14 protein-coding genes and 2 pseudogenes are annotated in these 17560 nt (G+C 42.3%); 10 read left to right on the top strand and 6 right to left on the bottom strand.

Annotated features, from left to right (window positions below; all coding sequences use genetic code 11):
- The first annotated feature begins 338 nt into the window (after positions 1–338).
- Positions 339–1982 (top strand): lipid IV(A) 4-amino-4-deoxy-L-arabinosyltransferase, encoded by a 1644-nt coding sequence (arnT, locus tag PR725_RS18355; protein WP_109912613.1) that lies wholly within the window; start codon positions 339–341, stop codon positions 1980–1982.
- A gap of 65 nt (positions 1983–2047) precedes the next feature.
- On the opposite strand, the gene PR725_RS18350 is transcribed toward arnT, so the two are convergent.
- The 4 genes from PR725_RS18350 to PR725_RS18335 are packed head-to-tail and all read right to left on the bottom strand — an operon-like array spanning position 2048 to position 6886.
- On the bottom strand, positions 2048–2224 hold the full coding sequence (locus PR725_RS18350) for a hypothetical protein (RefSeq protein WP_164528335.1): 177 nt from the start codon (positions 2222–2224) through the stop codon (positions 2048–2050).
- On the bottom strand, positions 2221–5325 hold the full coding sequence (locus PR725_RS18345) for a MexW/MexI family multidrug efflux RND transporter permease subunit (protein ID WP_109912612.1): 3105 nt from the start codon (positions 5323–5325) through the stop codon (positions 2221–2223). The genes PR725_RS18350 and PR725_RS18345 overlap by 4 nt, the downstream gene beginning before the upstream one ends.
- A gap of 10 nt (positions 5326–5335) precedes the next feature.
- Complete coding sequence (locus tag PR725_RS18340) at positions 5336–6445, bottom strand: efflux RND transporter periplasmic adaptor subunit (protein ID WP_109912611.1); 1110 nt, start codon at positions 6443–6445, stop codon at positions 5336–5338.
- 12 nt (positions 6446–6457) lie between these two features.
- Entirely contained in the window at positions 6458–6886 is a 429-nt protein-coding gene (locus PR725_RS18335) for a DoxX family protein (RefSeq protein WP_109912610.1), read from the bottom strand.
- A gap of 99 nt (positions 6887–6985) precedes the next feature.
- On the opposite strand from PR725_RS18335, the gene soxR reads away from it, so the two are divergent.
- The 4 genes and pseudogenes from soxR to PR725_RS18315 all read left to right on the top strand — a co-directional run.
- A complete protein-coding gene (soxR, locus tag PR725_RS18330; protein WP_226537987.1) occupies positions 6986–7483 on the top strand; it encodes a redox-sensitive transcriptional activator SoxR in 498 nt (165 codons plus the stop codon).
- 342 nt (positions 7484–7825) lie between these two features.
- Complete coding sequence (locus PR725_RS18325) at positions 7826–9472, top strand: Na+/H+ antiporter (RefSeq protein ID WP_004915075.1); 1647 nt, start codon at positions 7826–7828, stop codon at positions 9470–9472.
- 312 nt (positions 9473–9784) lie between these two features.
- Positions 9785–10109, top strand: a pseudogene (locus PR725_RS18320) (fimbria/pilus outer membrane usher protein); the annotation flags it as partial.
- Between the two features lie 60 nt (positions 10110–10169).
- Positions 10170–10505, top strand: a pseudogene (locus PR725_RS18315) (adhesin); the annotation flags it as partial.
- A 24-nt stretch (positions 10506–10529) separates the two neighbouring features.
- On the opposite strand, the gene PR725_RS18310 reads toward PR725_RS18315, so the two are convergent.
- Positions 10530–11303: an AraC family transcriptional regulator gene (locus tag PR725_RS18310; protein WP_004915063.1), complete on the bottom strand. Its 774-nt coding sequence runs from the start codon at positions 11301–11303 to the stop codon at positions 10530–10532.
- A gap of 192 nt (positions 11304–11495) precedes the next feature.
- Between PR725_RS18310 and PR725_RS18305 the strand changes: the two genes are divergently transcribed.
- The 5 genes from PR725_RS18305 to PR725_RS18285 all read left to right on the top strand — a co-directional run bounded on the left by PR725_RS18305 (position 11496) and on the right by PR725_RS18285 (position 16673).
- Positions 11496–13913: a DMSO/selenate family reductase complex A subunit gene (locus PR725_RS18305; RefSeq protein WP_110731434.1), complete on the top strand. Its 2418-nt coding sequence runs from the start codon at positions 11496–11498 to the stop codon at positions 13911–13913.
- Positions 13910–14548, top strand: coding sequence for a DMSO/selenate family reductase complex B subunit (locus PR725_RS18300; protein ID WP_164528339.1), 639 nt, complete (start codon positions 13910–13912; stop codon positions 14546–14548). Before PR725_RS18305 ends, PR725_RS18300 begins: the two co-directional genes overlap by 4 nt.
- Positions 14545–15444 carry a dimethyl sulfoxide reductase anchor subunit family protein gene (locus tag PR725_RS18295; RefSeq protein WP_272517837.1) on the top strand — a complete coding sequence of 300 codons (900 nt, stop codon included), beginning with the start codon at positions 14545–14547 and terminating at the stop codon, positions 15442–15444. The genes PR725_RS18300 and PR725_RS18295 overlap by 4 nt, the downstream gene beginning before the upstream one ends.
- Positions 15445–15478: 34 nt before the next feature.
- On the top strand, positions 15479–16045 hold the full coding sequence (locus PR725_RS18290) for a molecular chaperone TorD family protein (protein WP_117163017.1): 567 nt from the start codon (positions 15479–15481) through the stop codon (positions 16043–16045).
- A 205-nt stretch (positions 16046–16250) separates the two neighbouring features.
- Complete coding sequence (locus tag PR725_RS18285; RefSeq protein WP_272569941.1) at positions 16251–16673, top strand: DoxX family protein; 423 nt, start codon at positions 16251–16253, stop codon at positions 16671–16673.
- A gap of 86 nt (positions 16674–16759) precedes the next feature.
- Here the strand turns inward: PR725_RS18285 and PR725_RS18280 are convergent, their stop codons facing one another.
- On the bottom strand, positions 16760–17554 hold the full coding sequence (locus PR725_RS18280; RefSeq protein WP_164528341.1) for a nucleotidyltransferase domain-containing protein: 795 nt from the start codon (positions 17552–17554) through the stop codon (positions 16760–16762).
- Positions 17555–17560 lie beyond the last annotated feature (6 nt).

The following is a 17560-nucleotide window of genomic DNA, read 5'->3' as shown; positions in this document are numbered from 1 at the left end:
GGTGAATACCCTGACCGGTTTTTGTTTATAAACTGCCGTACACTTTTTTGTATTAATGACTAATATTAAGAACGAATTAAATTTTCACCTTATTTTTAAATACTGAACTATTCTTTAAACACTCAGTCTTATTATTTGATTCTTATCTCTTTTTGTATATGAATTGTAGTATTCATTTATTGATTGTTTATATACAGTGACCTTTCTACCAACTAACGTTCGATTTGTTTAAATGAGGTTTAATTGCCATAACGATAATAGCTAAATAAAAAGAAAGTGTTTTTCAAATGAACTAAATAAAATTATTAAATATTAATAACAAGAATGGTTGAGATGAGATGATTATGGCAAACAATAAAGTTGCCTACCTTAAATGGTGCCTGTTATTCGGTTTTGTCCTAGTAACCTATTTTTTACCATTAAACGGTAGGTTATTGTGGCAACCGGATGAGCTGCGGTATGCAGAAATTAGTCGGGAATTAATTATTAGTTATAACTGGAGCGTTCCTGAACTTTTAGATATTCGTTATTTTGAGAAGCCTATTTTTGGTTATTGGGTAGGGGCTATTTTCCAAATGTTATTTGGTGAAAATAACATTTCTGTTCGCCTTGGCGTAGTATTTAGTACATTAGTCAGTGGGCTATTTGTGTATCTCAGTGCCAAAATGGCTTGGAAAAACTCACGTCTCGCTTTCAACGCGGTGTTTATTTATCTTTCAATGTTGATGGTCTTTACCATCGGCACCTACAATATTCTTGACCCCATCGTGACAGCATTTATCACTATGGTGATTTTCTTTTTTCAATGGGGGTTAACGACAAAATACTTCTCTCATAAATTATTCGCCTTCATGATGATGGGGGTAGCCTGTGGGTTAGGCGTATTAACAAAAGGCTTTCTTGTTTTAGTGCTGCCTTTACTGGTGTGTTCAGTAACTGCCATCTACTTTAAGCAATTCAAAGAAGTGTTTGTTTTCTCTTTTGTTTCGCTATTTACTGCTTTTGTCGTGTGCTTACCTTGGGCTTTTGTGATTGCCAGCCGTGAGCCTGATTTCTGGAACTATTTCTTCTGGGTTGAGCATATTCAACGTTTTATGGCGAATAATGCACAAAATAAGTCCCCATTTTGGTTTTATATCCCTATTTTACTCGCTGCGGTATTACCTTGGCTGGGGTACCTTTTTGGCGCACTACGCCACGCATGGCAGCAAAAAGGGTTACATATTTATTTTCTGATGTGGTTTATTGCGCCATTTGTGTTTTTCAGTATCACTAAAGGAAAATTACTGACCTACATTTTGCCTTGTATTGCACCTATTGCCATTCTTATGGCGGCCTACATTGAAAAAATTCTCACTGAGAGAAAAACACTGCCTATTCGCTTGAATGCATTGATTAACACACTAATTGGTGGCGCTATTGCTGGGGGAATTATTGTTTCTGCTTATTACCCTAAACTGAATGTGTTTCAGGCCGATGAAAGTGAAAAATTATGGTTAGCTGCGGGAGCCTTTATTTTTTGGTTATTGGTTGCCTTGGTCTCTTTCAAGCAACGGTTTTGGTATTTAGCCGCAGTGTGTACGGTGGCAATTAGCTTAACGGTAGGGCATGTGATCCCATCTCGTATTGCCAGTAATAATACTCCGCAAGAGGTGATTGCGAAATATCATCACCAATTAGCTGATAAATCTGTATTGTTAACCAATAATGTAGGGCTCGGTACCGCATTGGCATGGGTACTTAAACGTAGTGATATTACAATGCTTCACCAAACTGGGGAATTAGGCTACGGGCTCAAATACCCAGATGCCGCTAATCGGTTTTATAGCTTAAAACAGCTACCTGACTTATTAAAAAACTACCATTATAAAGATGTGGCGGTGGTCGTAGAAAGTTCTCAGCGTGAATTATTGGATGCATTACCCGGCAATCCAATTATTATTCGGGAAGGTAATCTTGTTTTAGCTTTTTACGAAGGCTAATAGAGTACTTTGTCATGTTGTTTGATAATAGCCGCCAAACCTAAATGGTTTGGCGGCTATTTACATTAGCGGGTAGGCTTACCTAAGGTATTCGGGTACGAGGTGGCATGGTTTTTTTCCGGACCTGCGGGGAGACCATGATAAATTAATAGCATTGCCATGCTATTGCTCATCGTATTCACTTCCACTTCGTTGACTGTACGGTTGTTACGTTGATGACGGCTAGCTAACGTATTTCTCATTGGGACGTCTCCTCAGTTTCTTTGATTAGGCGATTCGCTTCGGCAAGCTCATAGCGCCTTGGGGTTAGTGCGGTTGCACTGTGATTACGGGCTAGTAAGGTATAAATGGTCGGTAAAACAAACAGGGTAAACAATGTGCCAACTAACATACCGGTGACTATCACTAAGCCTAAGCCAAAGCGACTATTCGCTCCTGCTCCAGTGGCGAATAGCAGCGGAACTAAACCAATCACCATTGCCGCAGTTGTCATTAATATTGGGCGTAAACGAATTTGTGCTGCTTTGAGAATGGCATGTCGTCTATCTAGTCCTTCATTGGCTTGTAATTCATTGGCAAACTCAACCATCAATATTCCGTGTTTACTGATTAAGCCAATTAATGTGACTAAGCCGATTTGGGTGTAAATATTCAATGTCGCATAGCCAAGTGCCAATGGAATCAACGCACCACAAATTGAAAGTGGAACAGTAATCAAGATAATCAATGGGTCGACTAAACTTTCATATTGTGCCGCTAAGACTAAGTAAATAATGATGAGCGCCGCCATAAAGGCAAAGGCGAGGGTGTTTCCTTCTTGTTTATATTGGCGCGAATCGGATTGCCAGTCATGGCTAAAACCGGCGGGTAGTTCATTGGCAATATCATCTAAATAGGCAACGGCTTGGCCTAACGTGACACCCGGGGCGGGTATTGCTTGGAAAATTGCTGCATTCTGCTGATTAAATTGCGTGAGTTTATTTGGTTCAACTTGGGTATTGATATCGACCACCGTTGACAGTGGGATCAGAGGTCCCGCTTCTGATTTCACATAATGGCGTGAAAGGGCTTCCGGTGTTAAGCGTTGGCTGCGAATACTTTGAGGGATCACATCATAGGAGCGGCCATCCATCCCAAAGCGGTTAATATAGTTTTCACCCACTAATAAGGTCAGTGATTCGCCGATATCTTGCATGCGAATGCCTAAGCTATTCGCTTTTGAACGGTTAATACGGACTTCTACCACTGGGTTGTTGTAGTCAAGGTCACTATCTACCACCATAAATAGACCGCTTTCACGTGCTTGTTGCTTGATCTCTTCCATGGTTTTGTAGAGTACCGAATAATCCTGCGGGCTTCTGAGAACCATTTGGATTGGTAAGCCCCCCGTTGAACCTGGTAAAGCGGGTAATTGGAAAACAAAAATACTGTTCCCCTCAACATCACCGACACGCCCTTGTAAGTCCCCTTGGATCTCAGATGCGGCGCGGTCACGCTGTTCCCATGACGTCAAGTTAGTTCCCCCAAAGCTGGCGGAAGGGCCATCGGTTCCGTTAATAATCCAAGTACTTTCCGTTTCCGGTAATTCCATGAAAACATCATGTAACTTACGCGAAAAGCGTTCTACATACTCGAGGTTAGCGTGTTGAGGAGATTTGATTGCCGTTAATACGCTGGATTGGTCTTCCACAGGGGCTAATTCACGAGGGGCAGATTGATAAAGCAGTGGTAAGCTAATAAAGACACCAATGGCAATAACACCTGTTAACCAACGGTTTTTCAAAGAGAAATTCAATACAATGGTATAGTAATGGGCTAAGGTAGAAAAGAAGGTTTCTGCCATACGCGCCATACGCCCTTCATTTTGTTTTGAGTTCAACATAAAAGAGCTCATCACAGGGGAAAGGGTTAATGCCACAATACCGGAAACAATAACTGCACCGGCCAAGGTGAGTGCGAACTCTTTAAATAAAGCTCCTGTTAAACCTGACATTAGCCCTATTGGCGCATAGACTGCAGCCAAGGTGATTGTCATTGCGATAACGGGTCCTGCTACTTCACGAGCTCCAATTAAAGCCGCTAAAACCGGTGATTTCCCTTCTTCAATATGGCGATGGACGTTTTCGACGACCACGATAGCATCATCGACAACCAGACCAATCGCTAATACCATGGCGAGTAATGTCAGTAAGTTAATACTAAACCCAAATGCCATCATCAGTGCGGCTGCACCTAACATTGATAGCGGAATAGCTAAAATTGGGATGATTACGCTGCGAATTGAACCTAAACACAGGTAAATAACAACGATAACAATCAATAGTGCTTCAATTAATGTGCTAATAACTTGGTCAATAGACGCTTTAATAAAGCGCGAAGTTTCAAATGCCATTTCCACTTTGACACCGGGCGGCAATGTTTTGGTGATGTCAGGCATCAATTGATTCATACCGTCAACGATTACCAGTGGGTTACCGGTTGGTGTGGCAAACAAACCAAGGTAAATCGCAGGCTCACCATTCATTAAACCACTGGTTTCTGTGGAAGCGGCTCCTAGCTCAATGGTTCCCACATCTTTTAAACGTACTAATCCATTGCCGTCGTTGCGGATCACTAAATCACGAAACTCATCGACATTAGTGAGGTCGGTATTAACATAAACATTAGAAATAACGAACTCGCCTTTGACTTTACCGGGAGCCGCCTGGTAGTTGTTTTGGCGAACCGCTTGCGCAACATCGGCAGCGGTTAGACCTCGGCCGGCTAATTTATCGGCATCAAGCCATAAACGCATCGCCAACTGTTGCCCACCAAAAACTTGAACTTTGGCGACGCCGTCAATTGAGGAATACATTGGCTCAATGACGCGTGAGATATAATCTGTCAGGGCAGGAATGGATAGATTGGTACTGGAAAAACCGATATAAGCAACCGCAGTGGATTCCCCAGAGGAAAGCTCAATCACAGGGTCATAAGCTTCTTTCGGTAATTTATAACGAACTTGGTTCACCTTCGCCATTACTTGCGCAAGGGCTTGAGTGGAGTCTCGGTTAAGTTCCATTCGTACAGTGACAAGGCTGCTTCCTTGCACAGAAGAAGAAGACAAATAGTCGACACCTTCTACAGAGGAAACCGCTTGTGCGATGGGTTGTGTCACAAAGCCTTGCATCAATTTAGCTGATGCGCCAGGGTATTGCGTGGTAATGGTGATCGTCGAGCTTTCAAGTTGTGGATATTGGCGAATAGGCAGCTTACTCAGCGCAAATAAACCAATTAACACAATCAAAGCACTGACTACGAGAGCCAGAACAGGTCGGCGAACAAAAATATCAGTAAATTTCATTACGCCTTCCTTATGAACCTTGAGCTGTGTTAGCGACGGGTTCAGACAATGTATCTTGGGCAACAGGGGTGACTGCAGAGCCGTCGTTTAAGCGTAATTGCCCAGACGTGACGACTTTATCGTTAGCACTTAAGCCGTGTTCTATTTCAATTTTGCCATCCCAACGTTGTCCCGTTTTTACGGACACTCGCTTAACGGTCATCGCATCGCCTTCACCTTGCGTAATAAACACAGTATCGCCATAGGCGGTATAAGTGACTGCGGTTTCTGGGATCGTAATGACTTCATTACTGGCTTGGCGTACCACATTCACGTTGGCGTACATTCCTGCTTTTAGGGTGCCATCACTATTTTCCAGTGTGGCTTGCAGGGCGATAGTGCGTGATTTTCCAATGAGTGGGTCAATGGCAGTAATACGGGCTGGAAATGTTTTATTGGGATAAGCATCAACTGTAATATCAACAATTTGGCCTTGATGCAGTTCCGGTGAGGCTTGTTCATCTAAAGAGAAATTGAGCTTTAAGGTTTGGGTATCCACCAAGCTGGCAATGGCTTCGCCGGGGTTTAAATATTGTCCTTCATGGACTTGGCGAATACCTATCGTTCCGTCGAATGGCGCTCGGATCGTTTTTTGTGCAATTAATGCTTGGGTTTGACGGATTAGGCCTTGGGCAATATCACGTTCAGCACGAGTGCTATCTACTTGAGCCTCTGCCACTAAATGTTGCGCAGATAATGAACGGGTTCTTTCGTATAAGCGAGCCGCATTGCGCAACTGTGCTTGGTAACGTGATAAATCCGCTTGTTCAACGGCATCATTGAGCTGCACTAATAATTGGCCTTTTTTGACTTGCTGGCCAGATTCAAATGCAATTTTCGTAATACGACCATTGGTTTCTGCCGCGACCAACACTTGGCTGCCAGCTTCTAACTCACCCACACCGTAAAAGGTACGAGGCGCAGTATCTAAGCTAACAGGAGCCAATGCCACTTTTACTGGTGGATATTGGTAAGCTGCTTGTTCGTCTTCCTCGTTTTGGGCATAGGTCGAATAAATCGCGCTACCCGCCCCAACAGCGATTAAAACGGAACAAAGTGTCATTATTGTTTTTTTATTCATTAAATTTTCCTTCTATTTCTGCGCTTTTAACGCGAAATAAAGACCTCGAAAATGCCCTGCAATGGCGATAGCAATTAAGCCCCCAATAACAGCGATATGCTCAATTGCCCAAAACATTGCAATTTGAGCTTGTTCCCCCGTGTAGCTCCAAAAGGTGTGGACAACCACAATTGTGAGGAACAAAAACACGGCTAGCGCCCCAGTTCCAAGCCATAAAAGACGGTTAAATAGCACAAGAACTGAGCCAATTAACATGACAGCAGCAGAAGCAATGTTGAAAAACCAATCTGGGTGAAGACCCGCGGCACGCATTTCGGCCAGACTATTTTCATAATCAAAAACTTTGGCTAAACCAGATGAAATAAATAAAACCAAGATGAGTAAGCGAGCAATAATCCATAAGCTATTGCTTTCTAACATTTTGGTAATCACCGATGGCATAAACCTATCCCCTTTTAAAAAGTAACCTCAATTGACAAACTAGCAGGGTGGCACTATAAAACCTTAAGTTAAGTTGAGGTCAAGCAAAGGTGAGATAAAATGGCGGACAAAGACACAAAAACGATAAAACCTCATAAAAGCGAGGGAAAAAAAATTGATTTTACGCGGGCACTAACGGTGGGCGAAGTGGCAAAACGCTCGGGAGTACCTGTTTCTACAGTCCATTTTTATGAATCAAAGGGACTCATTCAAAGTACTCGAACTCAAGGGAATCAGCGACGATTTCACTCTGTTGTACTGCGTTATATTGCCATTATTAAAGTCGCACAAAGTACAGGGATCCCATTACATGAAATTCAAGAGGCATTAGGGCGTTTTCCTGCAAATAGTGCGCTAACTTCAGAACAATGGCAGGAGATGTCGACACAATGGCGTAAATCTTTAGATAAGCGTATTCGGCAACTGACGCGTTTACGTAATGAATTGGATAACTGTATTGGTTGCGGCTGCTTATCATTAAGTGATTGCCCACTGCGTAACCCTGATGATGTCCTTGGTCGGAAAGGTCCTGGTGCCCGTATTTTAGAACGTCCATAAGCTCTTTTATTAAAACCCGCACTTTTCATTATTTGGATGGCCACTGTTTAACGTGGCTATTTATCTAGATATATCATTAAGTAATGATGGTTTAATTCTATTTTTAACGGTAAGGCATAACTTATTGTTGAGATGGAGTTTTAATCGTTATTTACCAAATTGATAAATAAATTTTTTATTGACAACTCAAGTAGATAGTATTTTTGTAACTTAATGATAGATAGGCTATTTCTTAAATTTATTGTTTTTGTATCAGATGATTAATTGCCACTTTACATTGATTCAATTTATCTATTTACTGCATAACTGGTAATTAATGATTAGCTAAATATGGAGCAATCAATGTCAGTAGTGACACTTGTACTCGTTTTTTTATTAGCCGTTGTTGTGAGCGTTTTTGTTTCACGACTGCTCAAAGATATTATTCCATTACCCCTAATACAGATAGCACTGGGGGCTGGCTTGTCTTTATACGGTTTTACGGTTGAATTTGAACCTCATTTATTTCTGTTTTTATTTATTCCACCTTTATTGTTTCTTGATGGCTGGCGTATTCCTAAAGAAGCCTTATTTCAAGAAATTAAACCAATCATGTCGTTAGCCATAGGTTTAGTGGTGGTTACGGTTATTGGTATGGGGTTCTTTATACATTGGTTAATTCCGGCCATTTCTTTAGCTGTTGCTTTTGCCTTGGCTGCTATTTTGTCGCCAACAGACCCTGTTTCGGTGTCTGCAATGACCGTCAATTCCCCATTACCATCGCGAATGGCGCATATTCTAGAAGGGGAGTCATTGCTGAATGATGCAACGGGTCTGGTGTGTTTCAGTTTTGCGGTGGTCGCTGCGCTAACAGGCACATTTTCCCTTGCTTCAGCGGCGGGGCAGTTTGTATTAGTGGCTTTTGGCGGAATTTTAATTGGTTTGCTGGTGGCTTGGGCAATTGGCTGGTTAAACCAATTGCTAGTTAAGCGCACTGGGGAAGAACCTGCTATTCAAATTATGATCAGTTTATTGATGCCATTTACGGCTTACTTATTAGCTGAACATTTACATGTTTCCGGTATTTTAGCCGCAGTGGTTGCCGGTATTGCCATGCACTATGAAAAAATTGCAGGGCGTATGCAAGCCGCAACACGTATGCAAAGTAAAGCGGTGTGGGATACTGTACAAACTGCGTTGAACGGGATGATTTTCATCTTGTTAGGCGAGCAGTTACCCGGTATGTGGACAAATATGCCTGCTGTAGCAGAGGCCGCGGGTGCAAGCCATCCTTGGATGCTATTTGTTTATGTGGCAATCATTACTGTGGCCTTGGCGGTTTTACGGTTTAGCTGGGTGTGGATCTCGATGACTCTAACGGTCTTCCATAAACGCCGTCGTGGTAAAGAAGCCGATGTTATGCATATTCGTATGATGGCAGTGATGGCGACAGCGGGAGTGCGTGGAGCGATTACGTTAGCGGGTATTTTAACATTACCTTTATTGATGCCAGATGGTTCATTATTTCCGAATCGTGACGTGGCTATTTTCTTAGCAATGGGGGTGATTTTATGTTCATTACTGATTGCCAGTATTGCACTGCCTATTTTAACTAAAGGACTGGTACAAGACTTACCTTATGATAATGACGAAATTCGAGCGCGTTTAGCCTTAAATGAAGCCGCAATGGCACATTTACGTGAATTGATGAACCACCCATCGGATGATATGGATGAAATTGCCATGCGTACTGAGGTTGGGGCACAATTGTTAGAAATTTATGGTAGACGACTCGATAACTCAGATGAAACTGAGTCAGATGTGTATGATTTACATAAGATGATTGATATGGAACGCGAGATGTCCAAATCAGCATTAAAAGCAAAACGGGACGCGTTATATCAAATGCGTAAAAGTAAAAATATCAATGAAAGGGTGTATCACCGTTTACGTGATGAGCTTGATTTAAAAGAAGAAACACTTAATCATCATAAAAATGGTAAACATTAATTAGTGAAATAAAAGGCCTGAATTTTATTCATGCCTTTTATTTATGCCCATAATTCAACTAAGTTTGACAATTTGTATTGACCACTGATAGGTTGGTTATAATTCCATTTGGGAAATTTATATGTCACAGGGTGTCGTTAGCTTAAACATTATTATTACCATCACTTAGTGGTGGGGATATGCGACATCCTAAACCCGCCAGATAAGGCGGGTTTTTTGTTCTTATCTGGTTAACACTTCAGTAAGGAAAAATCTATACGATTAACCAAATTAAATATTGCACCTCAATTATCAAAATCAACTCGGTTATTTATTTTTACCGTGGGAGAAAATTATTTTTATTCGGATATTTTTGAATCTTGGCAATATATTGGTTTTTCTTTAGAAAGTGATGACCGCATGCTACCGCCTAAATTAGCGGGGGTATGCACCTGAAATTATTGGTATGGCAAACACTAATGCAATTGTGATTGTTCGCAGTCAAGAATGTATTATTTCTGAAACAGCCGTTCCTCCAGAGCCATTTCGCATTCAAACACTCGATAGCGGCATCCGTGGTGTATTGGATGTGACGGTACGCGAAGAAAATGGCGAAGAGAGTAAATTTAGTATTAGTACCGCCTCGTTACCTCAGTTAAATGTAAAAGCGATGTGTTCCACGCAAACGAGCTCTGGATAGGCTAGCACGGTCAATTTACGGCATGGCCAATTAAGTCGTATTCATTATGATAGCTTGGTGAGTGAAAGCATCAGGTATACATGCAAATTTGCAACCTTAACGAAGGTAAGATTGCGGTTAGACTATGCCACCGATAGCGACCCGCAAAAGCGGTTGCCGATGAAAGATGCTTCAAATAAAACGATTTACAGTCAGTTAGAAATTGTGGATGAGCAAACTGGGGCGGCAGGCACAGACATTCGTGTGGGAATTCAGTCAGAGCATACGATTCAGATACGTAGTCGTATTCAAGGAGCTAATGCAGACGCAGGAAGCTATCAAGGGTCTGCATGGTTAATCGCCACATTTGATTAAATTGGGTTTTTGAATGGTTAGATATCATCCACCAATTTTCTGAATAAAACTGGATGGACTTTGCCCTAACCATTTTTTAAACATAGTCGAAAAAGACCCAACACTGCTGTAGCCTAAATCAAATGCAACCTCGGTAATGGATTTACCCGCAGAAATGTGGGTAATAGCACTTAATAAGCAAGCTTGCTGCCGCCAGTCTGAGAAAGATAGCCCCGTTTGAGCGCCAAAAAAACGGCTAAATGAACGCTCACTTTTATGTAATTTAGCGGCCCATTCCTGTGGTAATGAGGTGATTTGTGGGGCTTTTAGGAATTCCCGGCACAACTGGGCTAAATGTTCATCCCGTGGGATGGGCGCGTAGAAAGGCAGGGGTTCTGCTTGTGCAATTTCATGCAAAATCAATTGGTACATTACCCCATCACGGCCATTTAAATCATATTCAATCGGGGTATCAACCGCTTCAAGCAATAATTGACGAAGTAAGGGAGAAACCCTGAGTACTTCGCACTTATTTCCTCTACGAGGAGCCGCTTTGGGCTCAATGTATAAACTACGTGTACTGACATTCAACATGCGGGTTTCATGAGGGGTATTACAGGGGATCCAAACCCCGCTATCAGGCGGGATGACCCATTCACCATCTGCAGTACTGACTTCAATCAATCCTGTTGCGCCATATAAAAACTGGGCACGGCGGTGGACGTGAGAATCGAGTAACACGTTTGGTAGGTAATCAGTACCGATAGCTAACACATCACGTGGAGTGGCATCGACAGTTTTTAGAGGAATATTTCGCATAGGAATTTATCTTGGCTGAGATTCAAAAATTATTATCTATCTTCTGAATATAGGCAATTTTTATTGACATAACCACATGTTTTATATGGTTGGCTGAAATTCCAATGTGTTTGGCGGCTTTTCGAAAGTTGGCAAACCGGGAAATGATTACTCTAGCGCGGCAACCTAATGTATGCCAGAGGTAGAGTTATCATGGAAAATTATCACGATCGGGCAGATAGCAAGAGTCTGATTAAACCCTTAACCCGTCGTCGGTTTATTCAAGGCAGCTCTGCGCTCATGGCTGTCCCCTTTATTGCCACAAACACGGTCGCATCGACACCAGAAAACCCGAATATCATCCCAACGACAACGCTGCAAGATGAAGGTGAGAGAGTGGTCTCCACCTGTAGTAGTTTTGATTGTGGTGGCAAATGTGATATTCGAGCACACGTTAAAGAAGGGGTAGTAACACGAATAAGCACTCGTCCAGATGCTGATTTAGATGAAGAAATGCCCATCATGCGTGCTTGCGTGCGCGGCCGCAGCTATCGGAAATTTGTTTATCACCCAAATCGACTGAAATACCCAATGAAACGAGTGGGCAAACGTGGAGAAGGGCGCTTCGAGCGAATTAGCTGGGAAGAAGCGACGACATTGATTGCCGACAATATGCAGCGTATCAACGAGCAATATGGCCCTGCATCACGCTTTGTTAGCCTCAGTACTGGAGTGACTGGAGGCATTTTCTCTGGTGCGAATATGCTACGCCGTCTATTTAATATCACGGGGGGCTTTCTGGAGAATTACCATTCAGTGAGTAACGGCAATACCATGGCGGTCACACCTTATACCTATGGCACATCAGCCAGTGGTAGCACCTTAGACACGCTCGAAGATACGCCATTGGTGATTCTGTGGGGGCATAATCCTAACGAAACCATTTTTGGTCATACGAATCATTATTTTCAAAAAATGAAGAAAAATGGCACTAAATTCATTGTTGTCGATCCGCGTTATTCAGATACCGCATCGTCATTAGCGGATCAGTGGATCCCTATTTTACCGACTACAGACAATGCGATGATGGATGCCATGATGTATGTGATCATCAGTGAGGGCCTGCATGATCAAACCTTTATCGATAAATTCACTGTTGGTTTTGATGAGCACCAGATGCCCGAAGGCATACCCGAAAATGAGTCATTGATGGCGTATTTGATGGGGAAAAAAGATGGAATAGTGAAAACTCCTGAATGGGCGGAACCCATTACCAAAGTACCCGCCGATACCATACGTCAATTGGCACGTGAATATGCCAACACCAAACCAGCGGTATTAATGCAAGGCTGGGGGCCTCAGCGTCATATCTGTGGTGAACGTTCCGCCCGAGGCGCGACCTTGTTGGCAACAATCACAGGTAATGTGGGCGTAAAAGGGGGATGGGCAGCAGGTTATGGCATGGCAGTCACGCCGGATCTCCGTAAAACTCTCGCGGGTCCTAGCTTATTTGACAACCCTGTGAAAGCGAAAATTAATATCACCAATTGGGTGCAGGCCTGTGAAAATAAAGATTTGGTAACGCCCAATAACGGTTTAAAAAACGCAGAAAAACTCGATACGGAAATCAAAATGATTTTTTCGTTAGCGGGTAACTATATGACCAACCAGAACCCCGATATTTTGCATGCCGCTAAAGTTCTGGAAGATGAAAGTAAAGTTGAGTTTATTGTTTACAGTGACTTATATATGACTCCCAGTGCCAAGTATGCCGATATTTTACTGCCTGAAACCAGTTTCTTAGAGCGTTGGAATGTGGGTGGCACATGGGGAACGGGTAATTATATTATTTTATCTGAAAAAGTCGTCGAGCCTGAATTTGAGCGCCGTAGTGACTATGAATGGTTACGCGACGTGGCTGAAAAACTCGGTGTTGGCGAAAAATTCAGTGAAGGCCGTACAGAAAAACAGTGGATTGAGTATTTAGTCAATGACGCTCATCAAAAACGCCCAGAAGATGGCATTCCAACTTTTGATGAGCTGCTGGTTAAGCGCCGCCATTTGTTAAAACACAAACCGCATGTGGGCCATGTCGCCTTCGAAAAAAATATTAACGATATCGAGAATAACCCGTTTGAAACACCATCCGGAAAAATTGAAATTTTTTCTCAGCGCCTTTATGAGCGTAATGACGTGGACATCCCTGCTTTATCTCATTATGTGCCTGCCATTGAGGGGCCGGAAGATGAACTAGCTTCCCGCTATCCATTGCAATTAATCACTTGGAAAGGTCGTAATCGTGCCAATTCAACGCAATTTGCTAACCCGTGGTTACAAGAAGTACAGCGCCAAGAGTTATGGATCAATCCTATCGATGCCAAAAGACGAAATATCACGGATGGGGAGCGGGTCAAAGTGAATAATGACCGCGGTATCACCATGGTACCGGTCAAAATCACCCAGCGCATTATGCCTGGTGTTGTTGCTTTACAGGCAGGAGCGTGGTGGCAACCTGATGAAAATGGCATTGACCAAGGCGGTTGTGCGAACGTTTTAACATCTTCCCGCAGTACAGCAATGGCACATGGAAATGCCCATCAAACCTTATTGGTGGAGGTAAGCAAAGCATGAGTAAATTTCAGGTTTATCCCGCGATTAGTGACAAACAGCTTGGCTTTTATATTGACTCTGCCCGTTGTTCCGGTTGTAAAGCCTGCCAAGTGGCGTGCAAAGATAAAAATAACCTCGACGTGGGTCGCAAATATCGTCGTGTATACGAAGTCGCTGGTGGTGAGTTTATTGAAAATGGCACAGGGGGGCTGATGAATAACGTCTTTGCCTATACGTTGTCCATTTCATGCAACCACTGTGCCGACCCAATGTGCGTGAAAAATTGCCCGACGACAGCCATGCACAAGCGTGAAGGGGATGGCATTGTGATGGTCAATACAGATAAGTGTGTGGGCTGTGGAACCTGTGCGTGGTCTTGCCCGTATGGTGCACCGCAAATGAACCCTGAAACCAAGCAAATGTCGAAATGTGATTTTTGTATTGATTTACAACTAAAAGGGGAGCAGCCCGTCTGCGTCGCCACTTGCCCACTAGGAGCCATTCAATTTGGCCCAATTGATGAATTACGACAACGTTATGGGGAGCTAGCGGATGTCCGAGGATTACCAGACTCATCGATTACCCACCCAAATTTAGTGATCCATCCACATCTTGGGGCGGGTCGTACACAAGACTCACAAGGAGAAGCCAAATGAATGAATGGCCACTGTTATTATTCACATTTTTAATGCAAACATCCATTGGGTTGAGTGTGATGTTAGCGCTTTTTGCAAACAAATTATCGGCGAATTTAACGGGCAAAACGCACGCACAGTTTTTGCTGTGGTATGTATTTGTCGCCTGCGTATTTGCGGGTATCGGTTTATTGTCCTCAATCACCCACTTAGGGGTTCCTTTAAATGCGCCTAACTCACTGCTGAATATTTTTTCATCGTGGTTAAGCCGTGAAGTGGTATTCACCGCTACCTATTTTGCTTTTCTCTGGCTGACTTTCCTATGGTTATGGCTCAAAAAGGAATTGTCATATTTGCTACTTGGCTTGGCCATTATTGCAGGGCTATGCGATGTGTATGCCATGGCTTCAATCTATCGTTATACATCAATGTTAACGTGGATGAATGATAATACGTATTTGATGTTCTACGGCACGATGTTTACTGCGGGAGCTGCTGGGTATTATTTATTAATCAATTTGTTATTGCGTTTTAACATCGGAGCCGTAGAGACTCAGATATCAACTCGTGGGTTATGGATGTTATGGGCGGTGATTGGGGTTAGCTTACTGGTTCGTTTAGCTTATCAGCCTGCCTATGAAAGTTACTTGGTTCACACTAGCTATAATAATGAATCCATTACATTTCCTATCGACTCTATCCATGCTTACCAAGGGATTTGGTCACTGCGTATCACGAGTTGGGTAGTTGGAATATTGGCGGTGATGGTATTGGGATATGGGTTGTTTCGTCATATACGACAAACGGCGAATGGGGTTATGACTTCGAGCAGTAAAGGATATTTAGTGGTTGGTTGTACAGCGGCGATGGTTGCTGAGTTTATGCTGCGTTACTGTTTTTACACGATCCACATATAGATAACAGTGTATTGCTTAGGAAATTATCTTTTTTATGATCCATTTTTCACACTATGCAGCCGCGTTTAATATTTTAGGCACGTGCTATTTATTTTCACCGAATGACGATGCAAGTCATTATGCAATAAGCTTTTTCAAGTTAGATGACTTCGCATCTCAGTGGCCTTGTAAGGTCAGCATCTCGCTTAGCGAACGGATCTCGGCATCGCTAAATATTGAGATTGCGGCACTGCATACTCAGTGGACGGATTTGTTTATTGGACCTGAAGCATTACCCGCCCCGCCATGGGGCTCGGTATATCTTGACCCAGAGGGTGTTTTGCAAGGTTCTTCCACGGTGGCATTGAGTGAGTTTTTAAAACGGGAGCGTTTAAAAATACAGACTCGTTATCCAGAGCCCTCTGACCATGTTGGTTTAATGTTATTTCAAGCGGCAGTTTTGGCTTCACAAGTCAGGGAAGCCGCATTAAAAGAATTGTTGAATGACCATTTGGGAAGTTGGCTACCACAATTTTCTCAGCAATTAAATCGAACAAGCTATAGCCCATTCTATAATGCATTAACTGAATTAGCTCTGGTGACTGTCAGGTCGTGCTTGTAATATTATTCAATATTTTTGATTTTTAAATGGTTAATTAAACGTAATATTTGAATAGGTGAAAGGTTAACAAATTTTAATTAAATGAAAATTGATTTAGTTATAAGAAATGCAAATTAAAATGATTCTTACTTTATCTTTCTAAGCCATAATGCATTTTTAAGCCATACTACTTAATGATGTTTTGGATATCCATAGGGGGTATAAAGTGGTCAATTTATTTAATCGTTTGTTGTCCCATGAAGATGCTGGCAGGTTGTTATTGCGTCTTTCTGTTGGTGGGCTCATGTTGTTTCATGGTATGAGCAAATTAATGACTGGTGCGAGTGGTATTAAAGCGCTGCTGGCTTCTTATGGTTTACCTGAATTTATTGCTTATGGAACAATTCTAGGTGAAGTGGTTGCGCCTATTTTCATTATTTTAGGGATTTTAACTCGTCCATCAGCTTTATTAGTGGCTTTCACCATGGTGGTTGCATGGTTAATGATTGGGCTAGATAAAACATTTGTATTGGATAAAACCGGTGCATGGGCCATCGAAAGCCTAGTGTATTTCTTCTTGAGTGGTATTGCATTGGCATTTTTAGGTGCGGGTAAATATTCCATTATTAAAAACCCGAACTGGCGATAAACCTGTTTTTCTTTTGTGTTTGACATTGCCTTTGAAAAAAGACCATCAAAAAATTTCTGATGGTCTATTTTTTTGAAAAATACCTGTTAATGATTCTCTAACACGGTTTTACGAAAAAATTCATCTAATAAACGGCTGTCACGACAAGCAGGCTCAGGAAATTGCATGCGTTCTGCATTGGCTATGACTTCCAGAACGAGCTTATCAATAGCTGGGCGCCTAGCACCATAATCACTTTCAACCGCTTGGTGCTTTATAACCAGCAATTCATCTATCTCTGCGAGCACCTTGCTATCGGTGACTGTGGCCGTGACTAATTCAGAAAATGCCATTGGTGGCATGCTCTTGCTTGTTTCTATCCAACGCAAAGCTAATACTGCGCGTAGTAAATAAAAATATTTTTTTAATTTAATACGCTCGCCTTTAAAGTCAGTATGTAAATTACGCTTACTGATTGATAAGTAATGATAACGTGATTTTAACGGTGAATAAAATTGCGCCGCCAATTGCTCCAGTTGAGCAAAAAATATCTCATCTTTAAAATACACACTCGGTGAGTGCAGCCACTCTATTAATGCAGGGTTGGAATTACGCATTAGTTTCAGAGCTTTAGATAATTCCCAACCCGATATATCCAGCTCATCATCAATTGGCTTTTCTATCACATCGCGTTTCTTATCCAGCGTTAGATACCAGTCAAGTTTATGAACATAGATAAATCGAACATCATAGTCGCTATCGCGGGAGGCAAAGCCCCAACCGCGACTACCGGATTCACATGCAAACAGTATTTTAACGTGATGAGTTTCTTCTATTTCTTTGAGTGTTTTCTCTATCCGTTCTCTCATTAGCACGGATACACTTTCATGGTCAGTTTCCATGCTTTT

It is taken from the genome of Providencia sp. PROV255 (assembly GCF_028478065.1).
Classification (GTDB): Bacteria; Pseudomonadota; Gammaproteobacteria; order Enterobacterales; family Enterobacteriaceae; genus Providencia; species Providencia rettgeri.
The sequence above is the reverse complement of the archived record's forward strand: the minus strand, read 5'-3'. Positions and strand labels throughout refer to the sequence as shown.